Source organism: Chryseobacterium indologenes (genome assembly GCA_016025055.1).
Taxonomy (GTDB): Bacteria; Bacteroidota; Bacteroidia; order Flavobacteriales; family Weeksellaceae; genus Chryseobacterium; species Chryseobacterium indologenes.
In genome coordinates, this window is record CP065590.1 from 2,068,374 (window position 1) to 2,082,371 (window position 13,998).

Sequence of the window (13,998 nt, forward strand, 5' to 3'; positions counted from 1 at the left end):
CTCGCTTTTTGGATTATGACAGTATGTTCAACCTGATTAACAAACAGACACAAGTGTTATTATAGGATACAAAAACACAAATGATGATTATTTGCATATCATCTTAGAAAGCAAAGACTTTATAGAAAAAATTCTTTACTAATGAAATTTGATTTTAAAAATATTCATATCGGTGAATGTATCAGGAACAGGATTGAGGAGATGGATCTCTCTGTGGCAGTTATCAGTACATTTCTTGAGATTAATGAAGAAGAGGTGTGTGAAATGTTCACCCAAAACAGCTTAAGTACAGAAGTGCTTATGAAGTGGAGTAAACTGTTACAATACGATTTCTTTAGAGTCTATTCACAGCATCTTGTCATGTTTGCCCCTCCGGGTAATAGTCAGAATACATTCAATAAGCAATTTTCTTTACGGTCCAGGTTCCGTAAAAATATATATACTAAAGAATTAATACACTTTGTATTGGAGATGGTGAACACAGACCGGAAAACAAAAAATGAAATAATAAATGATTACAAAATTCCCAAAACAACACTTCATAAATGGATGGCAAAGTATAATATCTCAGATTAAAGATTTTTAGATATGCCTGATTCTCTGCAAATTAATTTAAACATGGAATATGAAAACTGAACAACCTGACTACAGAAAGATATATACTGATATCATTTTTATGAAACATCCTGAAAAACTGGATGCATGTAAAGCTATTTTACAAAAGAAAACCTTCACAACATTAGATGTGATCAAAATCAATCAGTTAATATTTGGAGTAGATAAAGAAGACTACAGCGGATCCAGTCAGAAGTATAAGGCATATGATCAGAATGCCATTGTAGAGATTCTGGAATTCCAGAAGAAAAGTGGTTACAACAACATGCAGACTGCTAAACAATTTAAAATAAGCCGAAACACACTCGCAAAGTGGAAAAAGATGTTTCAGATTTAATTTATATAAAATACAAAGGATGAAAAAACAGAAATTATTACGTTTACTCACATTTTTACTTCCGTTTTTTTTAATTAACGGACAAATAGGAATCAATACAGCTAAGCCTTATCATAAAGCAATGCTGGAAATTTTTTCTAATGATAAAGGATTTCTTCCCCCACGGCTTACTACGGCTGAAAGAGATATTCTTCTCCCGGCGGATAGTTTAAACCTTGATGCCGAAGGAATGACGATTTACAATAAAACAGTTCATTGTCTGGAGTTCTGGAACAGTATGGAATGGATTAATATGTGCCAGGGAAGATCTGCTGTATATATTATTAACTGTGAACCAGTAGTTAGCGGAAGCTTCTATGCGGGAGCTCCAGCTTCCGGTTCTGTGAGAATTAAAGTAACCGTAAGCCGGCCAGGAAGTTATAAGATAAGTACAGCTGTCATCAATGGAATGAGCTTTAACGGAGAAGGAAATTTTGAAACTACCGGAGAACAGTATGTCATTCTTTCGGCTGAAGGAACTCCCGTGCAGACTGGAAATTATACCTATTCAATTGTTACTCCTTCAGGATATGAAAACTGTGCTTTTGCGGTTAGGGTCACGGGCCAGCCTTCCGGCAAGGTGGTGAGAATACTTTCTATTGTTCCTGATGCCTGGAACGGAACTTTATCCACAGATTCTTACGGACGATATTCATCAGTAGCTCGTTCCAAACTGACAAATCCAAGTAATTTCGGACCCAACGGAAGTGTAGTGATGGCCAACTTTATTTTTAATACCATTAACATCCGGACTGCAAGCCCGGCAGAGTTATCACAGGCAATAGACAATGCGGACATTGTTTGGATCGGGTATGTGTATACCAGTTATTTTTCTGATCAGAGTATCGCTGTTTTAAGACAGAAAATACAGGAAAAAAGAAAATTTTTTATGATAGATGCGGAGCATCAGAACCTTACTCCTATCAATAAGCTGAATATTGGCTATACCGCACAATATATCAATTCTCAAAGTCCGGGTTCTTTTTTCACTACAAGTTCTCAGGGACCTAACAGTGGAGCATTTGGCACCCTTCCTGAAAACACAAGAATACAAACTAACCGATATATGGGAAGGATTACTCAGTTTCCGGCCACTGCCAAAGTTTTTATGAAGGACAGTGCGGGGAGAGTTGCCGGAACTTTAGATGATAATGTATTAGTCTATACGGATGTCAATTTATTTTACAATTACGAATCTGCGGATAAATTTTATAATGAGGGAACAGGGTGTACAGAAAGCTCAAATGCGAGAATGTTTTGCAATATGTTTGATATTGCGGTTAACTACGTAAGATAAAAAAATACTATATAAACCATAATCCTAGGCTACCAGTTTTTTTTTGATTCGGAACACAAAATATTGGATAATGTTTCCAACCTGATTGTTCAATTAATAAATATATATGGTAGGGAATGACATCTTCGGATGTCATTTTTTTTGTTCACAGTGAGTTTGAGTTATTGAATTATTTTTAATGATATTTATCATGTTTGTTAAAATGCTAATTGATGTAATCAGTTATTTTAACGGCTTTTGATAAAATCTTATGTTAATTTTAGTAAAATTATCATGAAAAAACATAAAGTCTACTTGTTTTGTGGACTAAATATTTATAGCTTTGCAAACATATTTCGATCGGCTTATAAAGAAAGACGGAGGGAACTGACCCTGAGAAGTCTTAACAACCTGCGTTGTGTAAGGTGTTACATTCAGCCTTTAATGGAAAAATAAGCATTTGGTTTATCGTATTTATCGATGCCCTTTGCTGTTTATTCTGCAAGGGGCTAAATTTTAATATATGATAAACAAAATTGATTATGATTAGTAAAAATTTAATTAATTATAAAGTTTGGATTCCGCCGGTAGCTGCGTTTTTCTTAGGAATTACCGGTGTAAGCGGACAGGATTCAAAGCTAAAAAAAGATACACTCAAAGAAAAAGAGATTGATGAAGTAGTGGTAGTTGCCTACGGAAAGGCAAAGCGAACAAGCTATACAGGTTCTGTAGCCACCATTTCCAGTGAAAAAATCAATAACAGGCCGGTAACGAACATTACAAAAGCTCTGGAAGGGCAGGTCCCGGGGATTCAGACCACAAGCGCATCGGGGCAGCCGGGTTCTACAGCGACCATCCGAATCAGGGGAGTAGGGTCTATCAGTGCCGACAGTAATCCTCTTTACGTAGTAGACGGAATTCCTTTTGACGGAAATATCAACGCGATAAGCCCTAATGACATTGAATCTATCAGTGTTTTGAAAGATGCTACAGCAAGTGCGTTGTACGGTTCCAGAGGAGCTAACGGAATTATTATCATTACCACGAAATCCGGTAAAAAAGGCGAGGCGAGAGTCAATTTTAATATCAGCCAGGGATTTTCCGGCAGAGCAGTAAAAGATTACGAACAGGTAAGTACCGATCAGTATTTCCAATTGTATTGGGAAGCAATGAGAAACGGCTACCAATCCGGACAAATCACTGCTCAGCAGGCGGCCCAAATGGCTACAGATAACCTTACTTCAGGTGTAGGATTATCGATAAATCCTTATGGAACAGCATATCCAAAACCTGTAGGTACAGACGGTAAATTATTGGCAGGAGCAAGACCATTGTGGAACGACAACTGGAAAGATATTTTACAGAGAGTAGCTTCCAGAAATCAGGTGGATCTGGATATCAGCGGAGGAAGTGAGAAAAGTAACTATTTCTTTTCATTGGGCTATCTTGATGATAAAGGAATGGCCATTGAATCTGGATTTAAAAGATACAATACCCGATTAAAAATCAATTCTGAAGTAAAAAGCTGGTTGAATGTTGGGGTGAACTTAAGCTATACCAACAGTATTCAGCAGGCACCTCCTTCGTCAGATTCCAAGTCCAGCAATATCATTCAGGCAGCAAGGGTAATCCCTTCTTTCTATCCGTATTATGAAAGAAATCCTGATGGAAGTTATGTATTGGATGCCAGCGGAAATACCATTTATGATTTTGGTAAATACAGACCAGCAAATGCCCTTCAGAACGAAAATGCAGCGGCAACTTTACCATTGGACAAGAATGAAAATAAGGAAGATAACTTCTCAGGAAAAGGATTTTTTGATTTTACCTTCTTACCGGAATTAAAGTTCAGATCAAGCTTTTCTGTTGATTTGGTTAATTATAACGGACATTATTATTCGAATCCACTGATAGGACAGGGAAGTGAAACCAACGGTTCAGTGACAAGATCCAATAGCAGGACTTTATCTTATACTACGAGTAATATTTTGACCTTTGATAAGAAATTTGGAAAACACCACTTCAATATCTTAGGCGGTCAGGAATTTTATAAATATGATTACCAGACCATTTCCGGAACGCGAACTCAGTTTTCACTGCCATATTATTATGAGCCTGATGCTGCCGCGTTGTTGGGAAGCTTCAGTGGAAACAGCGATAAAGTCAGCCTTTTAAGTTTCCTGGGTAAAGTAGAGTATGATTATAACAATACGTACTTCTTATCTGCTTCAGGAAGAGCAGACGGTTCTTCAAGGTTTTCTCCGGGGAACAGATGGGGAAAATTCTGGTCTGTGGGAGGTTCATGGAAAATTTCAAATGAAGAATTTATCAAAAACCTCAATGTCTTCAATCAATTGACTCTTCGTGCCAGTTATGGTGGCCAGGGAAATGATAAATTATTACAGCCTAATAAATCTCCGTTGTATTATGCTTACCAGGAATTATACAAATTCTATAATAATCTGGGTGAGCCCGGAACAGTTCTTGAAAAAGCATTGACAGAAAACCTGAAATGGGAAACCAACCTTAACTTGAATGTAGGATTGGAGTTTGCAATTCTTAATAACAGAGTTAAAGGTAATGTGGAATATTTTGAGCGAAAAAGCCAGGATCTTCTGTTTAATATGCCGGTAGCCCCATCACTGGGGATCAGTGACTTCCCTGCGAACATCGGAACGATAAAAAATACAGGATTCGAGTTTTCATTGTTTACAACGCCGATTAAGACAGATGATTTCAGATGGGATTTGGATGTTAACCTGAGTACTTTAAAAAATACCATAACGAAACTTCCTAAAGGTTCTATTGTAACAGGAACCAAGTTATTGCGCGAAGGAGGATCTGTATATGATTTCTATCTTGCGGAATGGGCTGGGGTGGATCCGAATAACGGAAATCCGCTATGGAAAACATTTACCACTGATGCCAATGGAAATACAGTGGAAGGCACAACTTCTGAATTTGCAAAGGCTACGAGAACAATACAAGCCTCCGCATTGCCGAAACTTACCGGAGGAGTAAGTACCAATATCTCTTATAAAAACTTTGATTTTTCTGCATTGCTGACCTTTAAAATCGGAGGAAAAGTTCTGGATACTGATTATACTTCAATTATGCATAGCGGAAATTCAGCGGGACGTGCATGGAGCGCTGAAATGCTGAACCGATGGACACCGGACAACCGTTATACAGATGTTCCTGCACTGACTACGACACTTACCAACTGGACGGGCAATTCTACCAGATTTTTATATTCAGGAACATATGCAAGACTTAAAAATATAAGTTTAGGATATACCCTTCCATCTGATTACTTTGAAAAAATAGGATTGAAAAAATTCAGAATTTATGTTCAGGCAGAAAACCTTCTGACATTCTATAAACATAAAGGAATGGATCCTGAACAGGCACTGGATGGAACGACGTATTACAGGTATCCGGCCATGAGGACAATTACTTTTGGTCTTCAGGCAACGCTTTAACTTTAAAATTAAAACAATGAAAAATTTAAAATATTTATCTTTTGGTCTGATCGGATTGGGGTTGCTTACCAGTTGTGAAAGTGAGCTGGAAACTGCTCCGACAAATCAGGCAAATCAGGTTGAGGTTTTCAAAACTGCAGAAAGTGCAGAAACCGTCATCAACGGAGCATGGGCTAAGTTTAATGACGATGGAACAACCTATGCCAATATCGGGTATTCAACGGTTTTAAGGGCCAGTGATGCCATGGGAAGTGATGTAGCGGTCCTTACCAATAAATATGGTTTCTCTTCTACCTATCAGTTTGCAGAAATGTCGAATAGTACAGCCGCCCGGCCTCTGTTTATCTGGTCTATGCTGTATTCGACCATTAATAATATGAACAATGTTATTACAAAAATTGACGGAACAGAAGGCAGCCAGGAAAAGAAAAATCAGGTGAAAGGGCAGGCGAAAGCCTTACGTGCATTCTGCTACCTCAATATTGCCAGCTTATACCAGTTCAGTTATTTGAAAGATAAAACGGCTTTGACAGCTCCTATTTATACGGAACCTTCGACAATCAATACGCCTGCAAAGAAAAGGTCAAGCCTGGAAGATATTTATACTTTGATTAAAAGTGATCTGACAGATGCGGATGTTTTATTGAAGGATTATGACCGAAATAATAAGGATAAAATTAACCGTGCAGTAGTGAACGGGCTTTTGGCAAGAACTTATTTAAATACCGGAGACTGGAGTAAAGCTTCTGCTTCTGCGAAAATCGCAAGAGAAGGATTTCCTTTGATGCCGGCTGAAAAATACAAGGACGGATTCAATGATATCAGCAATGTAGAATGGATCTGGGGACACGGCCAAACGCAGGAGCAGTCGGATGCGAGTTATGCTTTCCACTATCTGGATGTGTCTTCATCAGGAAGTTTCTACTACAGTTTTATGGCTGATCCTTACTTTAAGGATTTGTTTGATACGAATGACATCAGGTACCAGTTGTTTTCTTGGGATGGTCTTAAAGGAAGGGAAGGATTGCTGAGATATGCCAAGTTTAAGTTTAAACCCACTCTTATCGGAGATCTTGTGTATATGAGAGCTGCTGAAATGTACCTGATCGAAGCCGAGGCCGAGGCAAGAACAGGAAATACATCACAAGCTGTAACAGTTTTAAATCAATTAAAATCAGCGAGAAAAGCGAATGTATACACTGGTTCTTCCGCTCAAAGCGACGTGGTGAAAGAAATTCTGATTGAAAGAAGAAAAGAACTCTTCGGAGAAGGGTTTGCCCTTTCAGATATTATCAGAACGGAGGGAACAGTCGTAAGAAAACCATTTGTAGGAACAGACGGAAAACCAGTGAAAGTTCAGATCACTACTCCGGACGGAACGGTGAAAACAGTTGACGGAAGAGGGCATTCTATTTTTGCTTTCCCTGATAAGACCGCCTTTATTCCGAACAGCAAGTATTACTTATTCAGTATTCCACAGAGAGAAGGGGAGAATAACCCGAATCTGTAAGATAAAGTCCATAGTTTATAATTAGATTGATTTTTTAGCCATCGCGTTTGCGGTGGCTTTTTATATAAAATGGCTGCCTCAAAAATAAGGCAGCCATTTATCATTGTGTCAATAAAAATATTTTGTTTGTATTGAATCTTTTATACCCTTTGAGAAAAGGTAATACAAACACTCTATTCTCCGATGTCTTTCGACTGTGGAGAACGCTTATAAAATTACTTTTATTTGTTGGCTCAAAGTCTGGAGACTTTGTCTTTATTGTGATGGAAGTCTTTATAACCAAGTATCTTTAAACCATAGCTAATTTCTAGGCTATCGTTGTAAAATCCAGTTCTTTTTATCGGATTTGACTTTGGCATTGTGTTATCCCCCAAGTTCCAATTGATTTTTTACTAATTTAAAATAAGTTGCTTTATTTTGAACCAATTGCTGATGGCTGCCTTGTTCTACAACTTCGCCATTCTTTAATACAATAATCTGATCCGCATTTTTTACCGTAGAAAGACGATGGGCAATGATAACAACCGTTTTCTCTTTAAAAAAATCCTGTAAATTGTTATGAATGGTTCTTTCATTTTCAGAGTCTAATGCGCTGGTTGCCTCATCAAAAAGATATAATGAGGATTTTTATAGACTGCTCTAGCAATTAAAATTCTTTGTTTTTGACCTCCTGAAATACCATTGCCAGCCATCCCAATTTTAGTATTTAAATTAAGAGGAAGCTTTTCTACGAAAGATTTGATATTAGAAATGAATAATGATTTTTCAAGTTTTTCGTAATCGATATTTTCATCACCTGTTGCAATATTTCTTTCAATGGTATCAGAAAATATGAAGCCATCCTGCATTACAACACCACAATTTTTTCGCAGGTCTCTGGGAGAAATATCTTTAATGTTTAAATGATTAAATTCAATATCACCCTGTACAGGTTCGTAAAACTTCAGCAGCATTTTCATAAGAGTGGTTTTGCCGCTGCCGCTTGCTCCAACAATTGCTGTAACTTTTCCCTCTGGAATAAAAATATTGAGGTCTTTAAGGACAAATGGTGATTTGGGACCTTCATACTGGAATGATACATTCTTCAGATAAATTCCCTTTTCAATTCCATTCTGGGTTGTATATTTTTCACTCAATAAAGGAACATGATTGTCCTGCTCTTCATCGGGATGGGTTTGTACCTCGTTCAATCGTGTTAAACTGAGTTTTGCGTCCTGTAATGAACGGAAAAAAGTAATCAACTGGCTTACAGGAGTATTCATCTGCCCAATGATATAGGATACACTTAAAAGGGCTCCCAAAGTCATATTGCCATGTACTACAAATGATGAGGCCAAAAATGTAACCATGATATTTTTGATCTGATTGATGAATTCAAAACCGGAAAGCTGGATCTGATCCAGTTTTAGAATACGGATATTAATTTTAAAAAGTTTATCCTGAATTTTACTCCATTCGTTTCTTTTAAATTCTTCAAACTGATTGAGTTTCATTTCTGAAACCCCATTAATCATTTCATAAATTGACTCTTGGTTTTCACTCCTCCGCTGAAATTTAAAATAATCCAGCATTTTTCGTTTTTTCATCCAATATAAGGACCAGGCCACGGAAAATACAGTCAATGTCATGTACACTAATAAAATTCTATAGTCGTAATACCATAGTACTCCAAAGAAAACAGAAAAAGTAATGATAGAGAATAAAGTAATCAAGCTTTGTGAAGTGAGAAAACTTTCCACTCTTTCATGATCCTGAATTCTTTGGTTAAAATCTCCCATTAATTTTGTATCAAAGAATTTAATGGGAAGTTTTAAAAGTTTTTTGAGGAAATTTGAAATAATTTGGATGTTGATCTTTGTCCCTACCACCAGCATGATCCAGTTCCTGAAAATACCAAAAATAATGTTCCCTAAAAAAATGCCAATTGGGCCAATAAGATATAAGTAATGATTGATAGATCTTTTTTGCTTACCCCATCGTCAATTAATTTTTGAGTCAGGATGGGGAATATAAGAGTGGTAAGTGTTCCCATTAAAAGCAGGAGGAACATCCATGATATCTGCCTTTTAAATGGTTTAAGGTAGTTAAATAGATAGGTTACCGAAAGTTTTTCTTCTTTAGGTGGTGTCCGTTGGTAAAATTCCTCTGTAGGTTCCAAAAATAAAGCAACTCCTTCTTCTCCGATTGAGATCCAGGACTGCTTGAACTTTTCTTCTGATAAAGAAATATAACCATGCCCGGGATCCGCAATTTTGTATGTTCTTTTTCCGCTGAATATGCTTTTTGAAATTTTATAAAGAACAACAAAATGATTTTGGTTCCAGTGAAGGATAAGAGGTAAATAGCTTGGATCAATGCTCTCCGGTTTTAACGTTCCTGCCATTGTTTTAAAACCAATTTTATGAGCAGCATCACTTATTCCGAGTAAGGAAACTCCTTCACGGGTAATATAGCTCAGATTTCTAAGATGCTGTACACTATATTCCTTTCCGTAATGGGCTGCAACCATAGCAAGACAAGCTGGGCCACAATCCATCTGATCATGTTGGGGTAAGAAAATCATACTTTTAAATTTAATTTTCCATTCATTGCTCTGTAATGTTTTTCAAGAACTCCGTAGAGTAAGAGTTCATTTTTCCGGGGTTCCAGTTTTGCAAATCTATTGATGGTCATATGTATAAAACTGGTGATTATCTCTCCTCTTCCTGTAAATTTTTTTATGTCAGGAGCAAATCTACTGATGGTATTTTCTATAAGCTCATCATATTCATTTCTGCTATGAAGAAATTCTGAAAGATATTCAAAGTCTTGTCGGTAGATGGAATCAATATCTTTTCGGGTCTTTTTACTGGCCTGGAATTCTGTCTGAAAAGCATTGTATAAGATACCGAATAAACTAATCTTTGTGTCCAGTGAGAGTTGTAAGAAATTGAGATAATGATCAATGTATTTTATTACAATGAAATATTTTAATCTTTCATCACTGATATTTTCTGCCTTGATCCTTTTTAAAAGTTCTAAAATAATCTCACTATCCATCGTGAAGAAACTTTCTGCATTCGCCATTAAATGGTAGCCATATCTTTCAATTTCTCTTTCATAGGTTGAAATATCTATTTTTGAGATATAATGTGTGTCTGAATAATATTTAAGCTTTTGGTTCACAATTGATAATATGTCCGATAATTTGGTTTTACTATTATCATACTGAAATCTAAGTCTGATATGAAAATTAGGATCATAATATCTTATAAAAAACCATTTTTCTATCAGATTTTTCTTTTTTAAAGTTTCAATGAGAGAAGGGAGTACGGTTGCTAATAATTTATTTGCGGTTTCCACGCCTAAATATATTTTAAAGAACACCCATTCATTTGTAGGGATGAATTTTCTCTTTAAAGATTTTTTAGGAGAAAAAACTTGTAGACTTCCATTATTTTTCTCATTGATTATCGGGAAAATATATTCATTATCATGTATTTCTTTATTGTTGAGGTTGTAAAGAACTTCAACTAATATTATACTTTCTTTTTCATTGATGGCATCGCATAATATTTCCAATAAAATTTCGTTTTCGGTATCTATTAACAGCTGATTATCTCCTGCATCTTTAAGATAAACATACCTCGGGATATTGTAATAACTTTTTATAGTAGTAAAGTAGGAGAGAAGATCTTCATTTTTTTTCTGTGGAAACAGATATTTTAGTTCAGAAGTTGTTATTTTCCAGGTAGAAGGGGAAAGGATGAGGTTTTTCCAGCTGATTCTTGGAAAATGGTTATTGTATGAAAATATAAGCTGGTCAAAATTGATATGAAGATATTCTGTAATGTCCTGACATTGTAGATCACACAGAAAATGATAAATCGGCATGGAGTTGATATGAAAATTATGAGCATGGGAATTATATAATTTGATCATACATTTATGAATGCGACTCCATAATATTATTTTTCCATACCTCACCCCTACATAAATATCATCTAAGTCTATATGAGAGACCATATTATCTTTGGAAATATAGCCTAAAGTGTATTCTCTTTTTATATTTCTTACCAGGAGATTACTGCTCCTGTTGTCTGGGATATAATCAAATTCTGCAGAGATGGTGTTCACATTATTTTGACTCTCAGCTCTGATGATCTCAGAAGCTAAAGCAGCTGCTTCTGGGTCGAAGCATGTAAATCTGCCGATGAGGTTTAAAGCACTTACTCCACCTATTCCTTTGATTAATATTTTATTGTCATCTACAACCGATATCATTGCGTGCAGACTGTCCGGTAAATGAATAATATTGTCTTTCTTTTCATCATTAATTAAGCTTAGAAATTCCTCATGACTAAGATCAATCTCAGAAAGTCCTTTATACTTTGCCTTAGCAAGAATATTGTTCCATATTTTTTTTATTTTTAAGCTGTGTTCTATTTGTTGGTTTTCAGGATCCTCCATATTTACCTGTATTTTTTTTACCAGGTCAGATTGGATGGCATTATTGGAATTGGTAGAGTATCCTATTCCTATCTCGTTATCTAAAGCAATATTTAAAGGCATGAAATTTTCCCCATACCTTTCGGTAAATTTTTCTTTAAACTCATCTAACATTGGATGCGTTTGTTGCTTTATAGACGTTAATACGGATAATATTTCTATGGCTTCTCGTATATTTTTTTGTATTTTTTCCGGTATACTGGGGACTGTGGCTATATCTTTTAAATTGCAGTTGATTACAAATTTTTTATTGTAGGTAATATCCAGCTCATCCAGTATACTGAAGATTTCTTCATAATATTTTAAGTTACCCCCAATTTCTTTTTTTTTCCAACGTGGATAGGCTGTCACTAATTTTCTTTATTTTTTTATACAGTGAGTTTATTTCCGGATCGTAGAGCAGAACTTCTTTTTTTCAAACAAATTAATGATCTGGTTCAGAGGTGGTGTTTCATGGTTTAAATAAAGCTGGAATTCTCCGATAAGCAGTTGAGATTCAATCAAAGAAAAAAGATACTCTTCAGCCTGCTGTATCTCGATAGAATCAACATTTTCAAGAAGTAATGAGACCAGATCTGTAAAAGATGTTGGAGTTTGGGTTTCATTGATAATTAAATCAAGAACCTCATTCCTTTCAAAAGAATTTAAAATATAATCTCTGGAGTCTTCATTAGAATGAGTTACTTCAACATATCTGTAATCTTTTCCTACACTGTACAATGTGTTATTAATAACATAATCTTGTTGTTTGATTATATTACTATTGTTATTTATTTTTCTGAGTATTTTAAATACAATATTAAGATCTATGCTATAAAAAGGAATAAAGCTTTCACTCTGCTCAGTTGTGGATACGTCCTTTTCCCATTCGATGATTGAGTAACTTGAGAACAGTCCAAAAGGGGTTGCTCTTGAGCATATTCTGATATAATATTTTAAAATAGAGAGGGCTAATTTTCTAGAGTCTTTACTTCTGTTGGGGTCAGATGCATTATTGGAAAGATCAGATTCAATTGCGGATTTCCATCGGTAGAACAATTCAGGAGAAGCTAAAAATAAAGCGTCTTTAAAGATGGTATCAGTATAGAGATGAGACATGAATTTATTGAGTTCATCTTCATGACGGGGTATCTTCAATAAGTCATTTAAAGTGTATAAAGAGTTTCTGCAAAAAACCGTATTTAATATTTTTAATTTATTTTTCATCAGCATAGTAAATGGTGTTTAGTTTTTTTAAATTTAATATTTTGGCCTCATTGGTGGCTGAGGTATCATACAGGACAAATTCATCTATTCCGTATTCGTCATGATACTCCTGAATAATTTGAGACAGTTTTTCAACTGTTACGTGTAAAATGTTGAAACTTTCATTTTGATGGACGGTTGGGTTTTGATCCTCCTGAATTTTGCCTTCATCAGAGCAAAAAGCTATAGACAGTACAATTTTCACGTCTCTGCGGTTTTTTTCATAAAAAGCCGTTCTAAATTCTTTCAGTTTATCTTTTGTAGCAGATAGTTTTTTACGAGGCCCATGAAAAGTGGAAACGCAGTAATTAAGATCTTTTTCGATGGCAAGCTCCAGATAGTTAAAGTCTGATGAAAGGTACCAGATGCCTGGATTTTCTCCTCCGTAAGGTGTGATAACAATTTTATTTTCATGCAAATTATACTCATCGTTATTCAACAGGGTTACGATATCATTAAGTTTTTCATCAAAAATCTCATGTTGTGGGGTACTCAGTAATTTATCATTGGTGAGTTCCATGACTTTTACGCTTTCTGGTGCGCCTTTGGCTAGGCCCAGTTCTATTCTTTTGTAGTAAATATTGTTTAAAAGTCTGAAATTTGATGCAAGAGTATAAGGTGAGTGCATAGAAATTAAAGAACCTGCAGACCCTACTAAAATATTTTCGGTCATGCCTGCTATTATTGAGATTATAATTTCAGGATTGGTATAAGAAACATTAGGGATGGGTAAGTGATGCTCTCCAAGCCAGAATCTGTTAAATCCGTATTCTTCTGCTTTGGAAGCGTAAGTAATAATTTGTTCTATAATGTCCAGGCTGTTTGAATCGCCTCTTCTTCCAAAATCTAAAATTCCTAATTGTATCATGCCGAATCTTCTTAAATTAAAAATATTTTACTCCATTCACTGATTCTTTTATCTGCTGAATTTATGGTGAGAATCGCTGCCGGATAACCAAAGATCAGACTCATTTTATTTTCCGGAAGTACGAGGAAATCTTGCTGT

At 35.7% G+C, this 13,998-nt stretch carries 8 protein-coding genes, 1 pseudogene and 1 riboswitch; of the genes and pseudogenes, 5 read left to right on the forward strand and 4 right to left on the reverse strand.

Annotated elements, in window-relative coordinates:
- Window positions 1-141 precede the first annotated feature (141 nt).
- The 5 genes from H3Z85_09325 to H3Z85_09345 all read left to right on the forward strand — a co-directional run bounded on the left by H3Z85_09325 (window position 142) and on the right by H3Z85_09345 (window position 7,259).
- Window positions 142-576 (forward strand): transposase, encoded by a 435-nt coding sequence (locus H3Z85_09325; protein QPQ53501.1) that lies wholly within the window; start codon window positions 142-144, stop codon window positions 574-576.
- A gap of 49 nt (window positions 577-625) precedes the next feature.
- Window positions 626-952: a helix-turn-helix domain-containing protein gene (locus H3Z85_09330; GenBank protein ID QPQ53502.1), complete on the forward strand. Its 327-nt coding sequence runs from the start codon at window positions 626-628 to the stop codon at window positions 950-952.
- Window positions 953-971: 19 nt separating this feature from the next.
- A complete protein-coding gene (locus tag H3Z85_09335; protein QPQ53503.1) occupies window positions 972-2,288 on the forward strand; it encodes a hypothetical protein in 1,317 nt (438 codons plus the stop codon).
- Between the two features lie 341 nt (window positions 2,289-2,629).
- A riboswitch (SAM riboswitch) is annotated at window positions 2,630-2,726 on the forward strand.
- Window positions 2,727-2,809: 83 nt separating this feature from the next.
- On the forward strand, window positions 2,810-5,749 hold the full coding sequence (locus tag H3Z85_09340; protein QPQ53504.1) for a TonB-dependent receptor: 2,940 nt from the start codon (window positions 2,810-2,812) through the stop codon (window positions 5,747-5,749).
- A gap of 16 nt (window positions 5,750-5,765) precedes the next feature.
- The gene (locus H3Z85_09345) at window positions 5,766-7,259 is read left to right on the forward strand and encodes a RagB/SusD family nutrient uptake outer membrane protein (GenBank protein ID QPQ53505.1); all 1,494 of its coding nucleotides are present in this window, start codon (window positions 5,766-5,768) and stop codon (window positions 7,257-7,259) included.
- A gap of 363 nt (window positions 7,260-7,622) precedes the next feature.
- Here H3Z85_09345 and H3Z85_09350 read toward each other — a convergent pair.
- From H3Z85_09350 to H3Z85_09365, 4 genes and pseudogenes are all read right to left on the reverse strand, one after another.
- Window positions 7,623-9,795: pseudogene (locus H3Z85_09350) on the reverse strand (peptidase domain-containing ABC transporter).
- 23 nt (window positions 9,796-9,818) lie between these two features.
- On the reverse strand, window positions 9,819-12,098 hold the full coding sequence (locus H3Z85_09355) for a lantibiotic dehydratase (protein ID QPQ53506.1): 2,280 nt from the start codon (window positions 12,096-12,098) through the stop codon (window positions 9,819-9,821).
- A gap of 30 nt (window positions 12,099-12,128) precedes the next feature.
- Window positions 12,129-12,953, reverse strand: coding sequence for a lantibiotic dehydratase (locus H3Z85_09360; protein QPQ53507.1), 825 nt, complete (start codon window positions 12,951-12,953; stop codon window positions 12,129-12,131).
- Window positions 12,943-13,860, reverse strand: coding sequence for an LLM class flavin-dependent oxidoreductase (locus H3Z85_09365; protein QPQ53508.1), 918 nt, complete (start codon window positions 13,858-13,860; stop codon window positions 12,943-12,945). The genes H3Z85_09360 and H3Z85_09365 overlap by 11 nt, the downstream gene beginning before the upstream one ends.
- Between the last annotated feature and the right edge of the window lie 138 nt (window positions 13,861-13,998).

What these genes read in the sequence shown, in the direction of transcription:
- H3Z85_09325 (QPQ53501.1), top strand. Translation starts at nt 142, where the DNA reads ATGAAATTTGATTTTAAAAATATTCATATCGGTGAATGTATCAGGAAC.
- H3Z85_09330 (QPQ53502.1), top strand. Translation starts at nt 626, where the DNA reads ATGAAAACTGAACAACCTGACTACAGAAAGATATATACTGATATCATT.
- H3Z85_09335 (QPQ53503.1), top strand. Translation starts at nt 972, where the DNA reads ATGAAAAAACAGAAATTATTACGTTTACTCACATTTTTACTTCCGTTT.
- H3Z85_09340 (QPQ53504.1), top strand. Translation starts at nt 2,810, where the DNA reads ATGATTAGTAAAAATTTAATTAATTATAAAGTTTGGATTCCGCCGGTA.
- H3Z85_09345 (QPQ53505.1), top strand. Translation starts at nt 5,766, where the DNA reads ATGAAAAATTTAAAATATTTATCTTTTGGTCTGATCGGATTGGGGTTG.
- H3Z85_09360 (QPQ53507.1), bottom strand. Translation starts at nt 12,953, where the DNA reads ATGAAAAATAAATTAAAAATATTAAATACGGTTTTTTGCAGAAACTCT.
- H3Z85_09365 (QPQ53508.1), bottom strand. Translation starts at nt 13,860, where the DNA reads ATGATACAATTAGGAATTTTAGATTTTGGAAGAAGAGGCGATTCAAAC.